The 23748-nt window shown below is 64.5% G+C and carries 17 protein-coding genes; 8 read left to right on the top strand and 9 right to left on the bottom strand.

The window, feature by feature from the left end; genetic code table 11:
- Positions 1 to 511 precede the first annotated feature (511 nt).
- The 4 genes from D619_RS0106260 (at position 512) to D619_RS0106245 (ending at position 6391) form a co-directional block, all read left to right on the top strand.
- On the top strand, positions 512 to 883 hold the full coding sequence (locus D619_RS0106260; protein ID WP_033373069.1) for a nuclear transport factor 2 family protein: 372 nt from the start codon (positions 512 to 514) through the stop codon (positions 881 to 883).
- Between the two features lie 146 nt (positions 884 to 1029).
- Positions 1030 to 1893 (top strand): DUF4336 domain-containing protein, encoded by an 864-nt coding sequence (locus D619_RS0106255; protein WP_081587064.1) that lies wholly within the window; start codon positions 1030 to 1032, stop codon positions 1891 to 1893.
- 229 nt (positions 1894 to 2122) lie between these two features.
- Positions 2123 to 3871 carry an amidohydrolase gene (locus D619_RS15775; protein ID WP_193743259.1) on the top strand — a complete coding sequence of 583 codons (1749 nt, stop codon included), beginning with the start codon at positions 2123 to 2125 and terminating at the stop codon, positions 3869 to 3871.
- A 564-nt stretch (positions 3872 to 4435) separates the two neighbouring features.
- Positions 4436 to 6391 carry a heme-binding protein gene (locus D619_RS0106245; RefSeq protein ID WP_017667718.1) on the top strand — a complete coding sequence of 652 codons (1956 nt, stop codon included), beginning with the start codon at positions 4436 to 4438 and terminating at the stop codon, positions 6389 to 6391.
- Positions 6392 to 6576: 185 nt separating this feature from the next.
- On the opposite strand, the gene D619_RS0106240 is transcribed toward D619_RS0106245, so the two are convergent.
- The 3 genes from D619_RS0106240 to D619_RS0106230 are packed head-to-tail and all read right to left on the bottom strand — an operon-like array spanning position 6577 to position 9256.
- Positions 6577 to 7893, bottom strand: coding sequence for a tetratricopeptide repeat protein (locus D619_RS0106240; RefSeq protein ID WP_017667717.1), 1317 nt, complete (start codon positions 7891 to 7893; stop codon positions 6577 to 6579).
- 2 nt (positions 7894 to 7895) lie between these two features.
- Complete coding sequence (locus D619_RS0106235; RefSeq protein WP_017667716.1) at positions 7896 to 8600, bottom strand: DUF4331 family protein; 705 nt, start codon at positions 8598 to 8600, stop codon at positions 7896 to 7898.
- A gap of 5 nt (positions 8601 to 8605) precedes the next feature.
- A complete protein-coding gene (locus tag D619_RS0106230) occupies positions 8606 to 9256 on the bottom strand; it encodes a hypothetical protein (RefSeq protein ID WP_017667715.1) in 651 nt (216 codons plus the stop codon).
- Positions 9257 to 9316: 60 nt separating this feature from the next.
- On the opposite strand from D619_RS0106230, the gene D619_RS0106225 reads away from it, so the two are divergent.
- From D619_RS0106225 to D619_RS0106210, 4 genes are all read left to right on the top strand, one after another.
- Entirely contained in the window at positions 9317 to 9700 is a 384-nt protein-coding gene (locus tag D619_RS0106225; RefSeq protein WP_017667714.1) for a hypothetical protein, read from the top strand.
- Between the two features lie 66 nt (positions 9701 to 9766).
- Positions 9767 to 11053 (top strand): MFS transporter, encoded by a 1287-nt coding sequence (locus D619_RS0106220; protein WP_051033467.1) that lies wholly within the window; start codon positions 9767 to 9769, stop codon positions 11051 to 11053.
- A gap of 95 nt (positions 11054 to 11148) precedes the next feature.
- Positions 11149 to 12147: a LacI family DNA-binding transcriptional regulator gene (locus D619_RS0106215; RefSeq protein ID WP_017667712.1), complete on the top strand. Its 999-nt coding sequence runs from the start codon at positions 11149 to 11151 to the stop codon at positions 12145 to 12147.
- Between the two features lie 234 nt (positions 12148 to 12381).
- Positions 12382 to 14844, top strand: a complete 2463-nt coding sequence (locus D619_RS0106210) for a TonB-dependent receptor (protein ID WP_017667711.1) — start codon at positions 12382 to 12384, stop codon at positions 14842 to 14844.
- A 92-nt stretch (positions 14845 to 14936) separates the two neighbouring features.
- On the opposite strand, the gene D619_RS0106205 is transcribed toward D619_RS0106210, so the two are convergent.
- The 6 genes from D619_RS0106205 to putA form a co-directional block, all read right to left on the bottom strand.
- A complete protein-coding gene (locus tag D619_RS0106205) occupies positions 14937 to 16475 on the bottom strand; it encodes a tryptophan halogenase family protein (RefSeq protein ID WP_017667710.1) in 1539 nt (512 codons plus the stop codon).
- Positions 16462 to 17352 carry an ROK family protein gene (locus D619_RS0106200; RefSeq protein ID WP_026090776.1) on the bottom strand — a complete coding sequence of 297 codons (891 nt, stop codon included), beginning with the start codon at positions 17350 to 17352 and terminating at the stop codon, positions 16462 to 16464. Before D619_RS0106200 ends, D619_RS0106205 begins: the two co-directional genes overlap by 14 nt.
- A complete protein-coding gene (locus tag D619_RS0106195) occupies positions 17342 to 18466 on the bottom strand; it encodes a glycoside hydrolase family 68 protein (RefSeq protein WP_026090775.1) in 1125 nt (374 codons plus the stop codon). Before D619_RS0106195 ends, D619_RS0106200 begins: the two co-directional genes overlap by 11 nt.
- A gap of 127 nt (positions 18467 to 18593) precedes the next feature.
- Complete coding sequence (locus D619_RS0106190; RefSeq protein ID WP_017667707.1) at positions 18594 to 18992, bottom strand: RidA family protein; 399 nt, start codon at positions 18990 to 18992, stop codon at positions 18594 to 18596.
- Complete coding sequence (locus D619_RS0106185; RefSeq protein WP_017667706.1) at positions 18982 to 20112, bottom strand: alanine racemase; 1131 nt, start codon at positions 20110 to 20112, stop codon at positions 18982 to 18984. The genes D619_RS0106190 and D619_RS0106185 overlap by 11 nt, the downstream gene beginning before the upstream one ends.
- Positions 20112 to 23738, bottom strand: coding sequence for a trifunctional transcriptional regulator/proline dehydrogenase/L-glutamate gamma-semialdehyde dehydrogenase (putA, locus tag D619_RS0106180; protein WP_017667705.1), 3627 nt, complete (start codon positions 23736 to 23738; stop codon positions 20112 to 20114). Before putA ends, D619_RS0106185 begins: the two co-directional genes overlap by 1 nt.
- Positions 23739 to 23748 lie beyond the last annotated feature (10 nt).

The raw sequence follows: 23748 nt of genomic DNA, 5'->3' as shown, positions 1-23748 counted from the left end.
CACGGGCGCGCAAGCCCATCATTTGGTGATGGTCCTGGGACGCAGACCCATAAAGCCGCGCGGCTGCTTTCGATCCCGAAGCGGTCGCTTGTGCCACCAGGTTATTGTCGCGAAGGCTTAGATCGGCGCCACTCACCTGATCCCGGTTTTTTTCATGTCCACCGAGCGATCTGGAAAAATTCAATGGAACTGATTCTGCAAACATAGGTCGGTTTCGGCACGGAAAGACCAAACCGCTCAGATATTTGCGCTTGTCCTTTTAAATCGGCAGACCCTGCCCATCACACCGCCACCTTGACAATCAGGGTTAAACCAGAACAGTAAGCTTATGGCTCTTTTTGTTCACATCGCAGTAGCGACCGGCAGGCGATTTAATCGCCCGGCCTGATACGTCAGGTCGGGTCCGTCTGAGTGAACAGATGCCTACTGGCATCTTCAGTTTAAAATGCGTGTCTACGTCGTCTAACATGCCGACGATCGGTGACGCACTTCTGGAAGAAGGGCAATATCCATGACTCTACCTGCAATCATTAAAAACTATCTCGACGCCTACAATTGCAAGGATGTTGCTGCAATGGTGGCATGTGTTGCCGATGATGTTGTATTTGAGAATGTTTCCAATTCAGGGCAAAGTATGAAGATCGAGGGCAGCGCCGCCTTCGCCGAAATCGCACAACAGGCGGCAACGATGTTCACTATTCGGCACCAAGCGGTCAGGAACGCAGTTATCGAAGGCGATCATGCCGCGTTGGAGGTGGACTGGACCGGCACCCCGGCCATTGACCTGGGCCCTATGAAGGCTGGAGAGCAATTCGCAATGCGCGGCGCCTCGTTCATTACGATCTCGGGCGGAAAGCTAGCCCGAATTATTGATTTAAGCTGATCCGTGACAGGCGGAGTTTTTGGGGAGCGCCTTTTTTGCGCTTCCCATTTCTCGATCCCTTATTCTGAAGTCAGCATTCAGAGGAGTGGACGCTATGGGCAATTTCGGTCTCAAACCTGCCGTCGGCCAACCACCCATCCACGGTGATGACCGGCGGCCGAGATCAATCCCGAAATCTGCCCGCCAGCTTTAATGGGTTTTTCGCCAGCAACCGACATTCTGAAAGCGACACCGATTACGCGGCTTGGTCAAACGTTTACGCCTGCCATAAGCTGATATGGCATAGGCTCATCGCACGAGGATTGAATATGGTCGCAATGCAACTCGAGCCGATCGGCCCCGACATCTGGGTGGCAAACGGCACCGAAATCAAATTCATGGGTTTGCGCTTGGGCACCCGCTCCACGATCGTCCGTCTCAGCGATGGAAGCATGTGGATACACTCGCCGGTTTCCTACAATTCTGACCTTGCGGCGGAGATCGAGAACCTCGGGCCGCTCCGTTATCTGATCGCGCCCAATGTCTATCATCACTTCTTTTTGAAGGAGTGGCAGGATCATTACCCTGACGCTGAGCTCATCGGGCCACATGGCCTTCCTGCCAAACGGCCAGACCTGACTTTTTCCGCCTTGTTTGGTGATCGACGAAGCGACCCATGGTCCGGCGAGATTGACCGGGTTGTTTTCGAGGGCAGCCGCGCTTTCGATGAACATGTGTTTTTCCACCGTGCATCGCGAACGGCGATCCTCACGGATCTGATCGTGAATGTGCGACTTGAAAATCAGTCAACGCTTGGTCGCCTGATTGCCCACGTCGAAGGGGTCACTTATCCCAATGGGCGCACGCCGTTGCTTTATCGTCTCGGAATGCGGGACCGTGCAGCGGGTGCCAAGGCGGTTGCGGCGATATTGGACTGGGGGCCAACTCAGGCTGTCATTTCGCACGGGGAGTGGTTCCGAGAGCATGCAACACGGGAACTCCGCAAACGGTTCGCTTGGCTTCCGCTTTAGTGCTTGCCTCATTCAGGATCTGTCACTCCGCTAACCACCCAATTGCAGACGTCCGCGCTTATGAGTTCACGACCTAAGGCCGGTGTTCAATGTGACCGTATCGACCATCGGCGCTTGCAACACCGCAGGATCGCCGCCTAACATCAACGATGAGGCCGACACGTCGCCAATCTGCGCGGCCAGCTGTCTCAAATGATCTGACGACGACCATGCCGGGGAGCAAATGGATATGAAGGCGGGTCTGTTGGCAAGCGTGTTCGGCGCCGTCCTGGTCTCCGCCAGTGCCGACCCTTCAATGGCCAAGACCGCCGCCGGCGCTGCGGATCTGATTCTGACTGATGCCCATGTCTATACGCTGCGCTGGGGCGAACCCGCGCTCGATGGCAAGCCTGCGCCCGATGCGCCCATTACGAACGGCAAGTGGCACCCCGATGCCGCAGCGGTGGCGATCCGTGGCGGCAAGATCGTCTATGTCGGCAATGACAAGGGGGCGCTGGCGCTGCGCGGCAAGCAGACCAAAGTGATCGATCTCAATGGCGCGACCGTGATCCCCGGGCTGGTCGATTCCCATACCCATTTCGTCGAACTGGGCGCCAAGCTGGAATCGGTCGATCTGACCGACGTTGCCACCGAAGCAGAGGCGGTCGCCAAGGTGGCGGAGCGGGCGAAGTCCGTCCCCAAGGGCGAATGGATCTTCGGGGCCGGGTGGGACGAGGGGGCCTGGGCCAACCGCTATCCGGACAAGCAGCTGTTGAGCGCGGCGGTGCCCGATCATCCGGTGGTGCTGCGCGGTCTGCACGGCTTTGCCATCTGGATCAACCAGGCCGCGCTCGATGCCGGCAGGATCACCAGGGCCAGCCCGGTGCCGGTCGGCGGCGAGATGCGGCTGGGCCCGGATGGCGAACCCAATGGCCTGTTCCTGAACCGCGCGGCGACGATGGTCGAAGCGGCGGTGCCGCCCGAGCCGCAGGCGGTGGTCGCGCGCCATGCGCTGAAGGGCCTCACGCAGATGGCCAGCGACGGCTATGTGATGGTGCACGAGGCCGGTGTGCCTGCCCAGGCGATGGCCGCCCTCCAGCAGCTGGAGGACGAGAACCGCCTGCCGATCCGGGTCTATGCCATGCTCTCGCTGCGCGACCCGCCCCTGATGCGGCATTGGATCGCCCGGGGGCCGGACCGTGACAATGACTCCATGCTCGTCACCCGCGCGGTCAAAGCCTATTACGATGGCGCGCTGGGATCGCGCGGGGCGCGGCTGCTCGCCGATTATGAAGACAAGCCGGGCCACCGCGGCATCAGCGGCAGCGGCTATGGTTTTGATCGTGATCTGGCCAGGGCGGCGATGAAGGCCGGTTTCCAGCTGGGGATCCATGCCATCGGCGATGCCGGCAACCGCGAAGTGCTCGATTTCCTGGAGGCCGAGTTCAAGGCCGATTCCGCCACTGCCCGCAATCGCCACCGGATCGAACACGCCCAGGTCGTCTCTCCCGAAGACCAGCCGCGTTTTGCCCGGCTGGGCGTGATTGCCTCGATGGAACCGCCCCACGCGGTGGAGGACAAGGGCTGGGCCGAAGAGCGCCTGGGCCCGCAACGCATCCGTGGCGCCTATGCCTGGCGCTCGCTGCGCACAGGCGGCGCGCGACTGACCTTCAATGCCGACAATCCGGGCTCTGACCACAGCATCTTCTATGGCCTCCATGCCGCGATCACCCGCCAGGACAAGCAGCTGCAGCCCCAAGGCGGCTGGTATCCGGCAGAGCGGCTGACCATCGAGGAAGCGATCCGGGGCTATACCAGCTGGTCAGCCCATGCCGCCTTCCGCGAAGCCCAGACCGGGATCATTGCCAGGGGCCGCTGGGCTGATCTGACCGTGATGGATATTGATCCCTTCGCCTTGGCTGCAACCGCGCCGGAGAAAATCCTGACCGGCCGGATTCGGGCGACCATCGTCAATGGCAAGCTGGTTTACCAGCGATAGGCCGTTGGCCGCTTTGGTCGGGCAATCGAGGGAAAATAGGGATATTTGGCGCTGAGCCTGGTTCGCGGCTGACGACGCTCACCCCGCGTCAGCGCCGAGTGATGGCGATGGTGCTGGCTGGCCAGCCTGGCAGGAATATCGCGGCGGCGTGTTCGCCGGGGCATGCTGGTTCGCCAAGCGGTTGGGTGTCAGGCTCCAATCCTGCCTGCATGTCACCATTGGTCCCGATCTCCGTGTCCCAAACAGGTTTTTCGGCGCCGCTCGAATCTGGTTGTGTCAATCAAATCAATGGTTTCTGGCATGGGCAAGACTGTCGGCCAGGGGCAATGCGGCTTGGCGCGGGGTTTTCGGCATGCTATTGCTGCAGGGCAATGGTTTGGCCGTAAATCCACAGTCATGTGCATGAAATGGCTGGTTTCCATTGCATCCGGTGGGGGCTTCGCTACTGTGTGGCGGGCATTGAGAGGGGCGGTCATGACCGGTCTGCGGGGGCAATCTGAAATGCAATGGGCGCCGGCCCCGCTCAGGACTGACGGCGGGGGCCGGGCAGGGGCGGGAACGGCGATGCGGTTGGTTGGAATTTCGGCACTGGCGCTGCTGGTTGCAGGCTGCGGCGGGTCGGGCGGTCCGGCCAGCCCGGTCAGCGGTGGCTCGGTGGGGGGCGGCACGCCCACGCCGACGGCGCCGCCCAGCGTGTTTTCCCGGCCGGCACAGGAAGCGCTGACGACGGCCGATGTGGAAAACGTGATTGCCCGCACCGTTGCCGAGGCGCAGGCGCGCGGGTTGCCGGTGGTGGTGGCCGTGGTCGATCGGGTCGGCAATGTGCTGGCGGTCTATCGGATGAACGGGGCGCGGACGATGGCGCGGGCCCGGCCTGGTGGCTCGGCCGGCAATCTCGATGTGCAGAATGTCGAGTTTCGGGCCGAACTGGCTGCGATCGCCAAGGCGATTACCGGGGCCTATCTCTCCAGCAGCGGCAATGCCTTTTCAACGCGAACGGCGTCGATGATCGTGCAGGAGCATTTTCCGCCGAGCGCCAATGCGCGCGGGCTGGAATCGGGGCCGCTGTTTGGTGTGCAATTTTCTCAGCTGCCCTGTTCGGATCTGAACACGCGCTTTGGCGTGGGCTCGCCGATGATCGGGCCAAAGCGCTCGCCGCTGGGGCTGGCGGCGGATGCCGGCGGCTTCCCGCTCTACAAGAACGGCGTGGTGGTCGGCGGCATCGGGGTGATGGGCGACGGCGACTATGGCTTTGATCCGGAAGTTGTCGACGTCGATGCCGATGACGAGGAGTTCATCGCCCTGGCCGGGACAACGGCGTTCCCGGCACCCGAAACGGTGCGGGCCGAGCGGATTTCGGTGGATGGCACCTTGTTGCGCTATAGCGACGCCAGGACCGATGGGCTGCGCGCCAATCCGGCGAGTGCCAGCACGGCGTTGCTGGGCACGGCAGGCACTCTGGTGGCGGTGGCAAATTTTGCGGGCAGCGGGATCGTGGCCGGGACGCCCTATGGCAGCGAGGCGAGCGGGGTGCGGCCGGCGACGGCGGCGGAGTTCAACAATCCCGATGCCTATGTGTTGAGCGACGGGGCCGGCAACAACCGCTATCCGGTGCGCGCTGCCACCGACGGGGCGGAAGTGGCCAGCCCGCTGACGGCAGCCGAAGTGCGCGCCGTGCTGGAAGAAGCATTCAAGATCATGAGCCGTTCGCGCGCGCAGATCCGGCGACCGCTGGACAGCCGGGGCGAAGTTTCGATTTCGGTGGTGGATACGCGCGGGGTGGCGCTGGGGCTGGTGCGCGCGCCCGATGCGCCGATCTTCGGGATTGATGTGAGCCTGCAGAAGGCGCGGTCGTCGGCGTTCTTCTCCGGATCGCGCGTGGCCGCCGATCTGGGGGCGGTGACGACGGCGATTGGCAATCCAGACGCCAATGTGCGCGATTTCGTGACCCGGCTGTCATCGTTCTTCGGGCCAGCCAATGGCGCCTTTGATGGGCGGTTTGCCGTGAGCAACCGGGCACTGGGGCTGGTGGCGCGGCCCTATTTCCCCGATGGCGAAGTGGCGCGGGCGCCAGGTCCGCTGAGCCGGCCGATCACCCTGTTTTCGCCCTTTTCCAACGGCCTGCAATCGGCGCTGGTCGTGCAGAATCTGGCGGCCATGCTGGGCAACATCAACCTGCCGCGCTGCACCTTCCTGCCCAACCATCCCGGCGGATCGAACCGGCTGGCCAATGGCCTGCAGATCTTCCCCGGCGCCGTGCCGATCTATCGCGGCAACACGCTGGTTGGCGCCATCGGGGTTTCGGGCGACGGGATCGACCAGGATGACATGGTGAGCTTCCTGGGCCTGAACAATGCCGGGCTGCGGGTGGGAGGCATTGGCCTGCCGCCGGCGAGCATGCGGTCCGATCAGATCGTGGTGCCGGTGGCGGGCAGCACGGGCGTGCGGCTGCGCTTTGTTGGCTGTCCGTTTGCGCCCTTTGTCGATACGCCCGAGCAGAATGTCTGTCAGGCGCTTTAAGGTCGATTGCGCGTAGACAGAACCGCTCATGCCGAGCTTGTCGAGGCACGCGCGGACTGTGGTGCGTGCCTCGACAAGCTCGGCATCAGCGGGTTTGTGATCCAACCGCGTTGCAATCGAGTCTGGCGTCGAAACCCATTGATCTGATGGGCGTAACCTGATTCAAGCGCCGTCCGGCGCTCAGCCTATGCCGCGCTGGCAAGCCGGGCCTGTTCCTGCGCCTTGGCGACCATGCCGCTGGCGGCATAGATTTCTGCCGCCGCGCGGTGCAGATCGTGGGTGCGCCAGGCCGAGGCGAGGACCGTTTCGATCATGGCGCGCGCCTCGCTGATCCGGCCGCTGCCCAGCAAGGCGCGTGCCAGTGCGATCCTGGCTTCGCCAAAGGGGCGGGCCTGATGATTTTTCTGCGCCAGGTTGAGCGCACAGGGCCAGTCCCGTTTGGCGATGCAGTGATCGATGGCGTGGCCATAGGTGGCTTCCGGGAATTGCTGCAGGCGGCGGGCCCAGAGCGCCGATGACTGGGCATGAAGCCGCGCTGCGGAGGCGGCGTCGCCCCTGGCAGCGGCGATCCCGGCCAAGGCATCGATGAATTCCGGATGGCCCGTACGGCGGACGATCGCGCGATAGAGTGTTTCGGCTTCGCTGGTCTTGCCTTGCCGGGTGAGGACCTCGGCAATGTGTTCCTGGAACAGCCAGCGGCCGGGGAACAGGCGATCGGCGGTGCGGAAATGCGCCATGGCCGCGTCCAGCCTGCCGCGATCAAGCTCCACGATGCCGCGCTGGAGGGCGAAATAGGCGCGGGTTTGCGGCGAGGGCGAGCGGTAGGCGTTTTCCGCCTGGGTGAACCAGGCCAGCGCCCGATCCGGGTTCCCGGTCCGGGCGGCATGGATGGCGCGGCGGAAACTGGCGGCATTGGGCAGCAGGGCATCGGCCTGGTCGTAATGGGCCAGGGCCTCGCTGTACTGGCCGCGGTAGAAGGCGATGTCACCGCGCATGGCCGCGATTTCGGCACGCTCCCCGCGGTCGGGCGGGACCACATAGCGATCGATCGCGTCAAGTTGTCGTTCGGCACCAGCGAGGCGATGCATGGTGAATTCGAGACTGGCACGCACCATGTGGGGCCCGCTGCCGGCCACGGCGACCTTGAAGCCATCTTCCAGCGCGCGTTCGGCGGCCGCATAATCATCGTAGGCGCCTGAAAGCTGGGCCTTTGCCAGAATCTCGCTGGCAAGGATTTCGTGCATCAGCCATTGATCGGGCGCGCGGGCGACGGCGGCGCTGGCGTTGGCAACGGCGATTTCGGCGCGCGCCATGGCCATGTCATAGGAGCGTGGCAGGCCGTCGGTCGAATAAGGCGTGTCGGGCCAGATGCGCGGCGTTGGGCCCTGGGGTGCGGCCGTCAACCGGTTGATGGCCCAGAGGGCGCCAATGGCCAGCAAGGCCAGCAGCACCCACAGCAGCAGAAACCATCGCTGCGCGGGCGGTCGTTCGGCAACAGCCATTGCTAACCTGGTGTGGCGCAGATGGTCAGGCCCAGCCGGCCAAGATCATCGGCCAGGGCGTTGGTCAGGATGGTCAATGTGTTCGAGATTTCGGGGACCCATTTCGACGTGGCATCGATGGCCGGCGTGTCGTCGTTATAGCTGTTCTTGCTGGGGTTGCCCGATATCAGCGCGGTCGAAACACCCGGCATGGCGGCGCGATCGACGCGAACATAGGCCGAGGCCGGATCCGTGCGGAACTGGAAGTTGCTGCCGGCGCCATTGGCGGTTGGCGGGTTGCCAAACGGCGGCGCCAGGAACGGGAAGCTATCGGGCAGCGGCTGATCGACCCCATTGGGGTTCACCGGCAGATTGGCGAAAACGGTGGCCGGATGCCGGCGCAGATCGAGAAAAATCACCGCCAGCGTGATGTCGATGACCGGATCGAGATAGCGACGGCCGTTGGGGAAGCCGGCGGGCTGCGTGAGATCGAGCCGCAGCAGATCGGGCACGACCAGATCGGCGACGCTGCGGCCAGGCACCGCCGTCTGCGCAAGGCAGGGTGTGACATTGAAGCTGGTCGGTGTGGGGGCGGGCGGCGGCACCGGTGTCGGCGCCGGCGTGGGGCTGACGACGATCGTGTCCGGCGTTTTCTCTCCGCAACTGGCCAGCACGAAGGCGAGCGCCAGGGTGGATGCCAATCGCAACACGGGGGCTTTCAGGATCATGCCAGTCACTGCCTTATCCGCGCCGACGTGGACCAGAAATCAAGCGGCACCCCGCGATCGATGAGCGGACGCGGGATGGAAATGATCACGAAGGTGGAGTTGAGGTTGGCAAAGCGGTTGCGCTGGTTGTTGAACGACAGGTTGCCGGTGGCGCGGGAATCGCGCAGGCCCTGGGGATCGAAGAAGAAGGGATCATCGAACACGCCGGCGCGCACGACAATGCCGTTGCTGGCGGTCAGGTTGCGCTCCACCGGCCCTTCGATGGTGATGCCGCCCGGCAGATTGCGGACCTGGATGCCGGGATTGGGGCCATCGCGGCCAAAGCGGATCTCGATGGGGAATTCGACATCGGTGCGCGGGGCCACGTTCGACACGTTGATCGTGTAGAGCACATCGGGATCGTAGAAGCCGGGCAGATTGGTGGCCGATGGCCCGCCGAAGCTGATGGCGATATAGACGTTCTGGGCATCGTGGAAGGCATAGAGATCGGCGATATCGGCGGCGACATCGAAGCCCACGGTATTGGTATCGGACCCGGTGCGGGCGGGCGGATCAAAGTGATCGGCAGCGACAAGCGCGCGGCTGCCGCCAAATGCCAGCAATGCAATGGCGGCAGCGCCAAGCAATGATTTCTTCAGCCATCGAGCTTGGTTCATTTCAGGCCCCACCTTGGGGCATTTTGTCTAACAGCTTGGCGTTTGTGTCAACCGGGGCGGGTGACGTCCACCGCCACTTCAACGCCCTTTTCGCAGCCCTTTTCGCAACTTGCCGTGCCGGGGGTTGCGCCAGCCGGCCTCGATGCCGGGCATTTCAGCAGCGACACGGCCTATGCGGCGGTCAACGGCATGAGGCGGGACGACATGCGGCCGCACATCTGGCGCACGCATGACGGCGGGCGGCGCTGGACGCGCATCGTGGGCGGCTTGCCCGACAGCGGCCCGGTGAATGTGGTGCGCGAGGATCCGAAGCAGCCCGGCCTGCTGTTCGCCTGGCCGGGGCCAGCGCCAGCCAGCGCGCAGCGGCGCAGCCATGGCCAGGCAGCGAATGCAAACGATTGCAAAAAACCCGCATCCATGCCACACAAGGCAAAAGACACGTGAGATGGGGAAGATTGCCAGGTGAACATCGCCGCAAGGCCATTGCTGCCGCTGCCGAGAATCATCGAGATGAATGTCGGCTTTTTCGGGCTGCAATTCAGCTTCGGCCTGCAGCAGGCCAATATGGGGCCGATCTACGGCGTGCTGGGGGCGGATGAGGCTTCGATGCCGCTGCTGTGGCTGGCCGGGCCGATGACCGGGCTGATTGTTCAGCCCATCATCGGCGCGATGAGCGACCGCACCACCTCGCGCCATGGCCGCCGCACCCCCTATTTCCTGATCGGCGCGATCATCTGCAGCCTCTGCCTGTTCCTGATGCCCTTTTCCCCGACCCTGTGGGCTGCGGCCGCGCTGTTGTGGATCCTGGATGCCGGCAACAACATCACCATGGAGCCCTATCGTGCCTATGTTGCCGATCGGCTGGCGCGTGGACAGCGCTCGGTCGGTTTTCTGACGCAGAGTGCGTTTACCGGGCTGGCGCAGACCTTGTCCTATCTGGCGCCCACCTTGCTGACGGCCGTGGTGGCGAGGGATGTGCTGGACGCGAACGGCATTCCGGTGATCGTGCGCATCGCCTTCATCATCGGCGCGATCCTGTCCATCTCCACCATCGTCTGGTCGGTCTGGCGCGTGCCGGAATTGCCGCTGACCGCTGACGAGAAGGCCGCGCTGGCCCGGCAGCCGATGACGGTGACGGCAACCCTGGCCGAGATTGGCGATGCCATCAGGGACATGCCCCGGCCGATGCGGCAGCTGGCGCTGGCCATGTTCTGCCAATGGTATGCGATGTTCGCCTATTGGCAATATGTCACCTTTGCCGTTGGTCGTTCACTCCATGATACCAGCGACCCGACCAGCGCCGCCTTTCGCGCAGCGACGCTGACCACCCAGCAGGCCGGCGCCCTCTACAATTTCGTCGCCTTCCTTGGCGCGCTGCTGCTGATCCCGATCGTGGCCAGGCTGGGCGCGCGCCTCACCCATGCCGCCTGCCTCACCGCGTCGGGCATCGCCATGTTCCTGATCCCGGGCGCCGAAACGCCGGCGATGCTGTTCGTGCTGATGCTGGGCATCGGCATCGGCTGGGCCGGGATGATGGGCAACAGCTATGTGATGCTGGCCGATTGCATCCCGCCCGCGAGGAATGGCATCTACATGGGCATTTTCAACATGTTCATCGTCATCCCCATGCTGATCCAGAGCCTGACCATGCCGCTGATCTATCGCCCGTTGCTGGGCGGTGATCCGCGCAATGTGCTGTTGCTGGGTGGCGGCCTGATGCTGATGGGTGCGCTGGCAACCCTGCTGGTGAATGCCGGGCACCGCGTGCCGGTTGAACAGGAACTGGTTGGTGGCTAGGAAGTGACTGTACGCATCGGCGGGGTGCCAGTCGGGCCTGGGTGCGTTTGATGCAAGGTGAAAAACAGCGGATGGCTGATCGCGGCAGAATGACGATGAGCGGTCTTGCGAAGCTGTCAGGCGTCGACATCTCGACCGTGTCCCGCGCCCTGAACGACAGTCCGCTGGTCAACGACAAGACAAAGGCGCAGATTCTGCAGCTCGCGCATGAAACGGGCTATGCGATCAACGCCCGCGCCCGCAACCTGCGCAAGCAATCGAGCCAGACGCTGGGCATCGTCATTCCGGTCTATCCGGGCTCGCACCAGACGCTTTCCGATCCCTTCTTTCTTGAAATGATCGGCGCCGTCTCGCAGGCGGCGGCCAAGCATGATTATGACCTGATCATCAACCTGCCCAACAGCCCATCGGAGATTTCCGAACGGCGGCTGCTGGTTTCGGGCAAGGCGGATGGCCTGATCGTCATCGGCCAGGCCGGGCGGACGGAGCGGCTGAATTCGCTGGGTGATGCGGCCAATCGGGTTGTCGTCTGGGGCGGCATGATCGATGCGGCGGATTATACGCTGGTGGGCAGCGACAATTTCGAAGGCGGACGGCTGGCGGGCCAGCACCTCGGCGACATTGGCCGGCGCCGCATCCTGTTCCTGGGTGATATCGATCTGCCCGAAGTGAAGCTGCGTTACGAAGGGCTGGTGTCAGCCCTGCAGGGACAGGGCGCCGAGCCGCTGCTGGTGCCATGTTCGTTCGATGGCCATGAAGCCTATCGCAAGATCCTCGAACTGTGCGACGGCAAGACGGCGTTTGACGCCATTTTTGCCGCATCAGACGTGCTGGGCATTGCCGCCATCCACGCGGTTCAGGCCAGCGGCCGGCGCGTGCCCGAAGATGTCGCCATCGTCGGCTATGACAATATTGGCCAGGCCGACATGATCTCGCCGGGGTTGACCACCATCGATCAGAATATCGCGCTGGGCGGGGAGATCATGGTCAAGGCGCTGATCGACAAGATCGCCGGCAAGCCGGTCAAGGCGACGCTCACGCCAACCCGGCTGGTGATTCGAGGCAGCACCGCAGGCACGGCCCTGCCGCGCTGAAACAGCTTGCGCCCGTGTTGGATGGTGGTGTCGCGGGCGGCAGCCGCCCGGTGGGCGCAAGATCATCCTAAACACATGAATATAAAGAATAAAGAGCCGCAGTAGCCGCCGCTTGCCTGGTTGATGCAATCGGTTGCATTTTTTGATTGCAATCGTTTGTTTTCGCGATTACCACTCAGGCTGCACACACAATAATCGCCCGGATCACAAGGGCGATCGGGGAGGAACTGACTGATGAAACTGATCCGTCGCGTCTTGTTGGCAACGGTTGCAACGACTGGCTTCCTGGGTGCGAGCGCGCAGGCGCAGGTCGCCGAAGCGGCTGACACGGGCGCGGAAGACATCGAGATTGTCGTCACCGGCGTGGTGTCCTCGGCCGGGCAGAACAAGATCGATTCCTCCATCTCGGTCTCCTCGCTTGGTGCCGAGGCCATCGCCGCCACCAACCCGACCAACCTCGCCGAAGTCTTCCGCCAGCTGCCGGGCATCCGTTCGGAAAGCTCCTCGGGCGGCGGCAACTCCAACATCAACGTGCGCGGCATTCCGATCTCGACCGGCGGCGCCAAGTTCCTTTCCATGCAGGAAGATGGCCTGCCCATCCTGCTGTTCGGCGATCATCTGTTTGCGCCGGCCGATGGCTTCTTCAAGGCCGATGCCACGCTGGCCCGGGTGGAATCCGTGCGCGGCGGCACCGCCTCCACGCTCACCACCAACGGCCCCGGCGGCATCATCAACCTGATCGGCAAGACCGGCAAGACCGAGGGCGGCTCGGTCGCCTTCCGGGCCGGGGTCGATTATCGGGATTATCGCGTTGATGCCGAATATGGCGCCCGTCTGGCGGACGATCTCTATTTCCACCTCGGCGGCCATTTCCAGCAGGGCGGCGATTTCCGCAATTCCGGCTACAGCCCGGTTTCGGGCGGCCAGATCCGCCTGAGCCTCACCAAGGAATTCGATGCCGGCTATGTCCGCGTGATCGGCAAGATCATCGACAAGAAGGAACAGGCCTATTTCCCGCAATTGGTTTCGCGCACCGGCGATGCCAACAGCGGCGTGGTCGGCACCAGCCTGGGCGGTTTCAGCGCCGCCAATCACAGCCTGTACAGCCCCTTCACCCGCAACGGCCTGGCCGTGAATGGCCGCAATCAGCTGGAACCCTATGATGTGGCCGACGGCCTGAACCACAAGGTCCGCTCGATCGGCCTCGAAACCAAGTTCGATCTTGGCAGCGGCATCGAACTGCAGACCAAGACCCGTTATCAGGATATCTCGGGCGAATTCCTCGGCTTCTTCACCTATGGCGCCCTGAATGCGGCGTCGCTCGCCGGATCGACCTATTTCAATGGTCCGCAGGCCGGCGCGGCGGTGACGGCGGCCAATCTGCCCAACGGCTTTGCCTCCGAAGTTGCGGTGTTCGACGTCAATCTTGATGATCTGAGCAACTTTGCCAACGACGTGCGCCTCTCCAAGACCTTCGAGGCGGGCGGTGACACCACGGTCGATCTGGCTGTCGGTCACTTCTTCATGCATCAGAATTTCAAGCAGGATTGGCACTGGACGCGGCTGGTCACCACCACCGAGAACAATGCCGCGCTGATCAACGTGCCGGGTTCGATCAACGGGATCGCCGGCGTCAACCAGGCCTTTGGCTGGGATGGGTCGAACCGCAATTACGACCTCGAAGCCGAAACCAGTTCGCCCTTCGCCGCGGTCGCCGTGAAGACCGGCAATCTCAGTCTTGACGCCAGCATGCGCTATGACTTCATGCGCCAGAACGGTGTGCGCACCGCGGGCGCCGGCGCGCCGTTCGATGTCAATGGCGATGGCCGGATCACCGGTTCGGAAGCCACGGTTTCGCTGAACACCGGCGTGGTGGATGCCCGCGCCAATCTGAGGGCCGATAATTTCGCCTGGTCCATTGGCGCCAACTATCTGATTGGCGACAATCTCTCGGTGTTCGGCCGCGCCTCGAGCGGTGCTTCCTTCAACTTCGACCGCGCGCTCGATTTCGGCGTGCGCGATGCGAGCGGCGGCCTTTTGGCCGGTGCGGAAGGCGCCTATGTCGACAAGGTCAAGCAGTATGAAATCGGCTTCAAGGCGCAGAATCTGAAGCTGGGCGGCGGCGAACTCGATCTCTACGGCACGCTGTTCCTGTCGGAAACCGAGGAATCCAACATCACCATCACGCCGCCGACCGGGCAGATCCGCAAATATGAAGCCAAGGGCCTTGAGCTCGAAGCCTATTACAAGAGCGGCGTGTTCAATCTCTATGCCACGGCCACCTATACCGATGCCGAGATTTCCGATGCGCGCAATTCCGCCAATGTCGTGAACAACGCGCTGATCGGCAACCGGCCGCAACGCCAGGCCAGGCTGATCTGGGCCGTCACGCCCAGCCTCAACTTCGACCGGGTGCGCCTGTCGGCGAGCTGGATCGGCACTGGCGACAGCTTTGCCAATGATGCCAACACGCTCACCCAGAAGGGCTATTCGGTGGTCCATCTGACCGGGGCGGTGAACATCACCGACAATCTGGAATTCTCGCTCAACGTGAACAACCTGTTCGACAAGGCGGGGATCACGGAATCGGCGAATGACGGGCGCGAATCCCTGTTCGCCGGAGCGCCCAACACGGTGACCATCGGGCGGTCCATCATGGGTCGCACCATGGCCGCCAATATCCGCTTCACCTTCTGAACGGGTCGCAACCGGAGAAATGGCGCTCGCGGACCGCGGGCGCCATTTTTTTTGACCGTCATTGCCGCTGCCTGACGCCAGCCAGCGAAGGCCTAGAGCTTTTGAAGCGCTGCGAAATAGGCGGCGTTGGGCACCGTGTCGCGCAGCACGAAATCGCGCAGCTTTGCGCGGCGCTGGGCCAGTTCGTGCATCATGGTGCTGATCTGCGGGTTCGCTTCCGCCGCCTGCGCGCCGCTTGCGCCCCAGCCCATGCCGTAGAGGACGAACTTGTAGTTCGTCGCCGAAAAACACTGGGTGGTGCTGTGGAAATCATAGACGCTGGGCACCGCCGACCGCCACGCCGCCAGATTGGCCTGCAGCGTGGCCGGGATGGTTTCCGTGCGGCAATTGTCGCGCCAGAAATCCGTGTCGCGGCGGTTGGACAGGCAATAGTGCAGCTTCAGGAAATCGGCGATATTGTCATAATGATTGTGCAGGATGCGATTGTAGCCGGCCTGCGGCGAAGCCCCGGCCAGATAGCGCGGCACAAATTCCAGCAGCGCCCAATTGGCCATTTCGATCAGATAGATGCCGGTTGATTCCAGCGGCTCGAGAAAGCCGCTGGACAGGCCGATCGCCACGCAATTGCCGCGCCATTGCTGATCATGATAGCCGATGCGCATGTCGAGCCGGCGCGTTTCCAGTGTCTCGACCGGCTGCTGCACATAGGCGGCCAACTCCGCCCTGGCGGCATCATCATCGATATGGCGCGAGCTGTAGACATGGCCGACGCCGCGCCGGTCCTGCAGCGCGATATCCCAGATCCAGCCGGCGCTATGCGCGGTCGATTTGGTATAGCCAATCACGTCGGCAAGGCTGGCATTTTCCACCCGTGTCACCACGGCGCGATCAACGAACAGGGTGCCCGACAGGCTGTTGAAACGGTTCTGCCGGTCGGAATTGATCAGCCGGGCGGCAAAGCCGGTGCAATCGATGAACAGATCGGCCGCGACCCGCTCGCCGTCGTCCAGTTGCAGGCCAGTGATGATGTCAGCATCGCGTTCGATGGCCATCACCTTGCCCAGCTTGTGGCACACGCCGCGCGCCTTGCTCAGCGTTTTCAGAAACTGCGCCAGCTTGCCGGCATCGAGATGATAGGCATAGGCGAGCGCGCCATCATAAGGCTTGTCGGTGAAATTCTTCGGTGCCCGGCCGCTGCGGGCAATTTCGGCCTGCACGGAAAATCGCTCGGCATAGGCGCCGCGTTCGGCCGGCGGCAGTTGCAGCCATTGCCAGGTCGCATCGCGCCCCGCGACCATGATCTGATCGCCAAAGGGGTGGAAATAATGGTTGGTGCCGTGCGTCCCGGGATCGTCACGCCAGTTGATGAATTTGATGCCCTGCTTGAAGGTGGCGCCGCAGTGTTTCAGGAACAGATGTTCCTCGATTCCGCAGGCGGCCAGCGTCTGGCGGATCGACGGGATGGTGGCCTCGCCCACGCCCACGGTTGGAATGTCGTCTGCTTCGATCACGGTGATCGCCACCGGGCGGTTCAGCGTGTGCGGCAACTGGTTCTGCAGGAACGCCGCTGTCAGCCAGCCCGCCGTGCCGCCGCCGACAATGACGATGGTCATGGCGTCAGCGTTCGCCATGCAGGGCCCTTCCGGCCAGTGCGAAGGCGCCGGCAATGCCGGCCCCGGTCCCGAGGCCAGGCGGCATGATGATCGTGCTGGCATCGACGCCGAAATAGCGCCCGGCCCGCGCGCTGGCCTTGTCCCGCACCCTGTCCAGCAGCCCGCTGGTCTGCATCACCCCGCCGCCCATGATGATGCGCTGCGGGGAATAGAGCGCAATCAGCGTCTGGCAGAATTGCGCCAGATAATCGGCGATCACATCGTGCGCGACATGATCGGCGGGCAGTTCCGACAGCGACGCGCCCCAGCGCGCCTTGATCGCCGGGCCCGAGGCCAGGCCTTCGAGGCAATCGCCATGCACCGGGCAGGCGCCGGCAAAATCCCGGTCCTGCGGATGGCGCTGCAGCATGACATGGCCCATTTCGGGATGGCGCACGCCCTTCACCGTATGGCCGCCGATCACCGCGCCGCCGCCAATGCCGGTGCCAACCGTCACATAGATGGCGACATCGCAGCCGCGCGCCGCGCCGTGCAGATATTCGCCGATCGCCGCCCCGTTCACATCCGTATCAAACCCAACCGGGCAGCCAATCGCATCGCCAAGACGGGCCGCCACATTGGTCTGGCTCCAGCCCGCCTTGGGCGTGTCGGTGACATGGCCCCAGCTTGGCGAGGCCGGATCGAGATCGACCGGCCCGAACGAGGCGATGCCCAGGGCTGCGACCGCGCCCTGCTGCTGGAACCACCCGATGGCGCGCGCCAGCGTTTCGGCCGGCGTCGTCGTCGGGATCTGGGTTTGCGCCACAATCGCATCATGGCCATGGCCGACTGCCAGCACGAATTTCGTGCCGCCGGCTTCGACAGCGCCAAACATGGTTGACGGATCAGCCGACATGGGCCGCATCGCTGCCCAGGCTGGCGCGCTGGCCATCCAGCACCAGCCGGACAAATGGCGCCGGGGTGCCGCCAAAGCTGGCGGCGGCAAGCCCGGGATCATCCGCCAGGCTGCGCCCGTTCAGGCCCCAATGATCGACAAAGCTGCTCACCAGCAGCTCCCTTGTGACATGCCAGCTATAGGTTTGCGACGGTTCGGCGCGCGGATTGGCCAGCACCAGCCCACTGCCGTTGATCGGTGCATAATCACCGAAAAGCCGATCGGACACCATACCGTAAAGCCCTGTTGGACCCACTGGCCCTTCCGGGTTGAAGGTGCTCGCCTGGGTCACCCAGAACAGATAGTAACGCCCATCGCGCGCCACCATGTGCGCACGTTCCAGTTCCTTGTTGACGCCGTCGGCCTGCAGCAGCGGCGGCAGCAATTCCCAGCTGTCCGCGCCCCGGCGGCGGGCAATGCCGACCGCGCCATTATAGGCCGACGTCGCACCGGCCAGAGAGGCCGTGAACACCAGATATTCCTGCCCGTCAGCCGGATCGCGGAAGAAGGCGGGATCGCGAAAGGCGGTGATCTTGCCGGGCTCGCCTTCCTGCTGATCGGCCAGATCATAATGGTCGCCAGTGTTGGCCACCGATTCCCGCAGGGGTCCCCAGTCGCTGATCTGCCCGTCGGCCTGCAAATGGCCATGCACTTCGAACAGGCGCTGCTGATAGCCGCCGGGCTGATCGGCCAAGCCGGCGGCAGTGAAGTACAGGGAAACCATCCGGCCCTTCAGCACGGCGGTTCCGGCCCATTCACGCTCGAACGGATAATCGGTATCGGGTAGAGCCCAGCCCAGATCGCGCCATTGCTCGCCCGCCAGATGCAGCAGCCGGATGCGCGCTTCGAAATGGCGCCGGGCCGGATCCGACCGGTCGGGCGCGGCCAGCGCCATCCACAGCGAGCCTGCAGCAATGTCGGCGATGCTGCCGTCCGTCTGCTGCACGGGCCACATGTCCCACAGCAGGATGCCGGGAAGGAGAGGGCGAGCCTGGCGTTCCCCAATCAAGCGGACAGCGGGAAAATCCTGCCCCTCGATGCGGGAAACATGCTCGTGCGTCCATGCTGAGGTCAAGGCCGATGAATCCCTATGCAAAGCAGCGTGCGCCAAGGCCTAGGAAATGGGGCAAGGCTTTGCAACAGCAATTTGCAATCGATTGTATAAATGATCGCGCGACCGCAGGATCAGGCGCGCGCGGCCATCATCCGCAAGCCAGTGCGATGGCCTCGATCTCGATGCGATAGCCGTGGTGCAGCAGGGGCACCGGCACCACTGCGCGGGCCGGGCGGTGATCGCCCATGGCCTCGGCATAGAGTGTGTTGAACAGCGGCCAGTCTGCGATGTCGGTCACATAGACGGTGACCTTGACCAGAGCGTTGCGCGTGGTGCCGGCGGCTTCCAGTGCGGCGAACAGATTGGCCAGCGTCTGCCGGGCCTGGGTGGCGAAATCGGCTTGCGCCGCGTGGCTGCCATCGGGCCGCACCGGCAATTGCCCGGAAACGAAGACGAAGCCGCCCGCCACGACGGCGTGCGAATAATGGCCACCCGGCGGGGCAGAGCCCTCGGGGTTGACGCAGCGGATATCGTCATCACCAGCCATTGAAACGCTCCCAGCGGGCGGCAATCCGGTCTGATCCGCTGTCCACCACATTGTACCAGCCATGCTGGGCCGCCGTGGCGCAGGCGTGATTGGGCAGGATGCGCAGACGGTCACCCACCTGCAGATCGGGCAGGCGGGCCGCAGCACCGGGGCGCACGCCGATCACGCCATGTTCCTGATTGGCTTGCACCACGATCACGTCATCCAGCACCGTGCCATCGGCGGCGCACACCAGCCCATAGCCCTGATCCACGGCCTGGCCGCTGGTGCCGCGGTCGCGAGACAGCGCCATCCAACCGGCATCGACAATCACCAGCCCGCGATCGGGATAGGTGCCGATCACCGTGGCCAGCACGGATAGCGCAATGTCTTCCAGCGGGCAGACGCCCACCCCGTGCATCACCAGATCGCCGAACATGAAGACGCCGGCGCGAAATTCGGTGACGCCATCCAGATTGCGCACCGCGTTGCCGGTGGGCGTCGATCCGATGCTGACGATGCGGCAGGCGTGGCCGGCCTGTTCGAGCAAGTGGCGGGCGGCGGCGGCGCGGGCGGCTTCCAGATCGGCCGCCTGGGCCAGCGCGTCCGGATCGGACAAGGCGTAGGAGCCGCCGGCATGGGTCATCACGCCGGCAAAATTCGGGCCCAGTGCAGCGGCGATGGCGATGAGGGCCGTGCCATCATCGAAGGCGACGCCAGCGCGGTGGCCATCCACATCCAGCTCGATCAGTGTCGGCAACTCGCCGCCGGGTGCAGCCGCACAGATCGCGGCGGCCATGGCGATATTGTCGGTGACGACGGTGAGATTGATGCCCTTTTCGCGTAGCGCCTGCACCGACGCGATCTTCTGTGGCGACAGGCCGACGGCGTAGAGAATGTCGGCAAAGCCCGCCGCGCCGAACAGTTCTGCCTCCTTCAAGGTGGAAACAGTGATGGGGTGGCGGCCGCCGCCGAACAGCATGTCGGCCACCGCGATGCTCTTGGCGGTCTTCAGATGCGGGCGGAACAGCACGCCGCTGGCCACGCCAGCGAGATGGCCCTGCATGCGCGCCATGTTGCGGGCGGCAATGCCGCGATCGAGCAGCAGCGCCGGGGTGGGAAGGGTGGAGAGCGTGTGCATCAGACCATCGCCATCAGGCTGGCATTGCCACCGGCGGCGGTGATGTTGGTGGAGGTGGAGACTTCCTCCACCAGCCAGTCGCGGCGATAGCGGCCGGTTGCATCGGCGAGCTGCACGATCGGGATCGGCCCAGCCATGGCGGCAAGGCGCGGCAGCAGGCCGGGCGTCGCGGCCTCCACCAGCACGGCAGCGCTTGTCGCAGTGGCGGGCAGATCCGGCAGCCATGTCAACCGCTGGCTGACCAGTGGTGGCAGGCTGGCAAAGGCTGGCGGCGGCCCGCCCGGCCAGACGATGGCGGCGCTGTTGCCGGCGGCCAGCGCGGCACCGATCTGGACGGCAAGGCCAGCCTCGGTGGCGGGGATCAGCAGCACCCGCCCGCGCGGGTGCAGGGCATAAAGGTTGGTTTCGCCAACGGGGCCGGGCAGTTCCAGCGTCAGGCCGGTCAAGGCGCTGGCGATGGCTTCGCGCACCAGGGCGGCGCTGGCGTCCATGGCGGCGGCCTCCAGCCATTCGGCCCAGGCCACGGCGGCTGGATCGGGCGGGTGGCCAGCAGCAAGGCTGGTATCGGGTTCGGACTGCACCAGCCGGCCCAGATACAGCGGCCCGCCGGCCTTGGGCCCGGTGCCAGACAGGCCGCGCCCGCCAAAGGGCTGCACGCCCACCACCGCGCCGATGATGTTGCGATTGATGTAGAGGTTGCCCGCCGCTGCCTTTGCGGTGACGGTTTCGATGGTTTCATCCAGCCGCGTGTGCAGGCCGAAGGTGAGGCCATAGCCGGTGGCGTTGATGGCATCGATCAGCGCGCTCATGTCGTCGCGCTGGAAGCGCACCACGTGCAGCACCGGGCCGAACACTTCGCGGCCGATCTGGGCGATATCGTCGATCTCGATGATGGTCGGCGGCACGAAGCTGCCGCGCGCCGTGTCGGCGGGCAGGGCGAGTTGATGCACCTTGCAGCCCAGCCCGCGCATGCGCTCGATATGGGCCACGATGCCCTGCTGGGCCTGGGCGGTGATCACCGGGCCGATGTCGATTGCCAGCAGATCGGGGTGGCCCAGCCGCAGTTCGGCCAGCGCGCCCTTCAGCATGGCCAGCTGCTTGTCGGCGATATCTTCCTGAAGGCACAGGATGCGCAACGCCGAACAGCGCTGGCCGGCACTGTCAAAGGCCGAGGCAATCACATCGGCGGTGACCTGTTCCGACAGCGCCGAACTGTCGACCACCATGGCATTCTGGCCGCCGGTCTCGGCAATCAGCGGGATCGGGTGGTCGCCGCGGCGGGCCAGTTCGGCCTGGATCAGCTTGGCGACTTCGGTCGAGCCGGTGAACATCACGGCGGCCACTTCTGCCCGTGCGACCAGCGCTGCGCCCACCGCGCCGTCGCCGGGCACGAACAGCAGCGCATCGGCCGGCACGCCGGCTTCGTGCAGGATGCGGATGGCCTGGGCCGCGATCAGCGGGGTTTCCTCGGCTGGTTTGGCGATGACGCTGTTGCCGGCCGCCAGCGCGGCGGCGACCTGGCCGATGAAGATGGCCACCGGGAAATTCCACGGGCTGATGCACAGCACCGGCCCCAGCGGACGGTGTGCGGCGGTCAGCGTCTGCCGCGCCTGTTCAGCATAATAGCGCAGGAAATCCACCGCCTCGCGCACTTCGGCGATGGCATTGGCGGCGGATTTGCCGGCTTCGCGGATGATCAGCCCCATCAGCAGCGGCATCTCGGCTTCCAACCGGTCAGCGGCGCGTTCCAGCATCGCGGCGCGTTCGCTGACGGGCCGCGATGACCAACCGGCAACAGCCTTCGCCGCCACTTCAGCAGCCCAGGCCACATCGGCCGGGGTGGCAAAGGCCACGCTGCCGACCACATCATCGCGATCCGCCGGGTTGCAGACCGGCATGGCGGCCTGTTCGGCTGCGTGGCCGGCGATCATCGGCCGCGCCGACCAGGCGATGGCAACACTGTCCCGCAGTCGCTGCGACAGGGCGGCGAGCGCCGTCTCGCTCGACAGGTCGATCCCCAGCGAATTGCGGCGCTGGCCATAAAGCGCGGCGGGCAGGGCGATGATCGGGAGCGGGCTGCCGCCAGTCGCGCGAGCTTCCGCCACCGGATCGGCGATCAGTTCATCGATGGATACATTCTCGTCCCAGATGCGGTGCACAAACGAGCTGTTGGCACCATTTTCCAGCAGGCGCCGCACCAGATAGGCCAGCAGCGTTTCGTGCGTGCCCACCGGCGCATAGATGCGGCACGGGCGGTTCAGCCTGTCTGGCCCCACCACCTCTTCATACAGCGCCTCGCCCATGCCGTGCAGGCACTGGAACTCGTAATCGCCGATGGCAAAATCCGGCCCGGCCATCGTGTGAATGGCGGCCAGCGTGTGGGCATTGTGCGTGGCGAACTGCGGGAACACCGCATCGCGCGCGCCGAGCAGCTTGGCCGCGCAGGCCAGGTAGGACACATCGGTGTGCAGCTTGCGGGTGAACACCGGAAAATCGCTGAGGCCATCGATCTGGGCGCGCTTGATCTCGCTGTCCCAATAGGCGCCCTTCACCAGCCGCACCATCAGGCGCCGATCGGCCCGCCGGGCCAGATCGATCAGCCAGTCGATGACTTGCCCGCAGCGCTTGCCATAGGCCTGCACGACAAAGCCCAGCCCGTCCCAGCCCTTCAGTTCGGGCGCCAGCGCCAGCGCCTCCAGCAGATCGAGCGACAGTTCCAGCCGGTCGGCCTCTTCGGCATCGATGTTGAAGCCGATGCCATAGGATCGGGCCAGCACTGCCAGCGACTGCACCCGCGGCAGCAGTTCGCGCATCACCCGATCAAGCTGGGCGCGGGCATAGCGCGGGTGCAGGGCCGAAAGCTTGATCGAGATGCCGGGGCCCATCAGGATGCCGCGCCCGGCCGCCGCCGCGCCGATGGCGTGGATGGCGTGGGCATAATCGGCGAAATAGCGGTTCGCATCGGCCATGGTGGTCGCCGCTTCGCCCAGCATGTCATAGCTGTAGGCAAAGCCCTGCGCTTCCAGCCGGCGGGCGCGGATCAGCGCTTCCGCGATGGTTTCGCCGGTGACGAACTGATCGCCCATCATCTGCATCGCCATATCGATGCCGCGCCGGATCACCGGTTCGCCGGCGCGCGCCAGCAGGCGGGTGAGCACGGCGCCCAGCCCGGTATCGGCGAAACTCGCGGTCAATTTCCCCGTCACCATCAGGCCCCAGGTGGCGGCGTTGACGAACAAGGTCTTGCTGTCGCCCAGATGCGCCTGCCAGTCGCCGCCAGCGATCTTGTCGCGAATCAGTGCGTCGCGAGTTTCATTGTCGGGGATACGCAGCAGCGCTTCGGCCAGGCACATCAGCGCCACGCCTTCCTGGCTGGACAGCGAATATTCCTTCACCAGGCCTTCGACGCCGCCCTGCTGGCCCTTGGCGCGCAGCGCCGTCACCAGCGTTCGCGCCGTATCGGCGACCGCCGGGCGCAGGGCCGGCGCCAGTTCGGCCAGCGGCAGCAGGGCGGCGACCGCCTCGGGCTCCGGCGTCCGGCAGGCGGCGGTGATGCGCTGCCGCAATGATGTTTCGGGGCGCACGGCTGGGGCAAAGGCGGCAAAGGGGGCGGTGCGGCCGGGCATTGGAGGCGAG

Source organism: Sandarakinorhabdus sp. AAP62, assembly GCF_000331225.1.
GTDB lineage: Bacteria > Pseudomonadota > Alphaproteobacteria > Sphingomonadales > Sphingomonadaceae > Sandarakinorhabdus.
This window is presented reverse-complemented; position numbering and strand designations above follow the sequence as displayed.

Excerpts from the sequence above, each read along its gene's own strand:
- D619_RS0106220 (WP_051033467.1), top strand. The coding sequence starts at position 9,767 with ATGAATGTCGGCTTTTTCGGGCTGCAATTCAGCTTCGGCCTGCAGCAG.
- D619_RS0106210 (WP_017667711.1), top strand. The coding sequence starts at position 12,382 with ATGAAACTGATCCGTCGCGTCTTGTTGGCAACGGTTGCAACGACTGGC.
- D619_RS15775 (WP_193743259.1), top strand. The coding sequence starts at position 2,123 with ATGAAGGCGGGTCTGTTGGCAAGCGTGTTCGGCGCCGTCCTGGTCTCC.
- D619_RS0106205 (WP_017667710.1), bottom strand. The coding sequence starts at position 16,475 with ATGGCGAACGCTGACGCCATGACCATCGTCATTGTCGGCGGCGGCACG.
- D619_RS0106260 (WP_033373069.1), top strand. The coding sequence starts at position 512 with ATGACTCTACCTGCAATCATTAAAAACTATCTCGACGCCTACAATTGC.
- D619_RS0106200 (WP_026090776.1), bottom strand. The coding sequence starts at position 17,352 with ATGTCGGCTGATCCGTCAACCATGTTTGGCGCTGTCGAAGCCGGCGGC.
- D619_RS0106240 (WP_017667717.1), bottom strand. The coding sequence starts at position 7,893 with ATGGCTGTTGCCGAACGACCGCCCGCGCAGCGATGGTTTCTGCTGCTG.
- D619_RS0106255 (WP_081587064.1), top strand. The coding sequence starts at position 1,030 with ATGACCGGCGGCCGAGATCAATCCCGAAATCTGCCCGCCAGCTTTAAT.
- D619_RS0106235 (WP_017667716.1), bottom strand. The coding sequence starts at position 8,600 with ATGATCCTGAAAGCCCCCGTGTTGCGATTGGCATCCACCCTGGCGCTC.
- D619_RS0106215 (WP_017667712.1), top strand. The coding sequence starts at position 11,149 with ATGAGCGGTCTTGCGAAGCTGTCAGGCGTCGACATCTCGACCGTGTCC.
- putA (WP_017667705.1), bottom strand. The coding sequence starts at position 23,738 with ATGCCCGGCCGCACCGCCCCCTTTGCCGCCTTTGCCCCAGCCGTGCGC.
- D619_RS0106190 (WP_017667707.1), bottom strand. The coding sequence starts at position 18,992 with ATGGCTGGTGATGACGATATCCGCTGCGTCAACCCCGAGGGCTCTGCC.
- D619_RS0106245 (WP_017667718.1), top strand. The coding sequence starts at position 4,436 with ATGCGGTTGGTTGGAATTTCGGCACTGGCGCTGCTGGTTGCAGGCTGC.
- D619_RS0106185 (WP_017667706.1), bottom strand. The coding sequence starts at position 20,112 with ATGCACACGCTCTCCACCCTTCCCACCCCGGCGCTGCTGCTCGATCGC.
- D619_RS0106230 (WP_017667715.1), bottom strand. The coding sequence starts at position 9,256 with ATGAACCAAGCTCGATGGCTGAAGAAATCATTGCTTGGCGCTGCCGCC.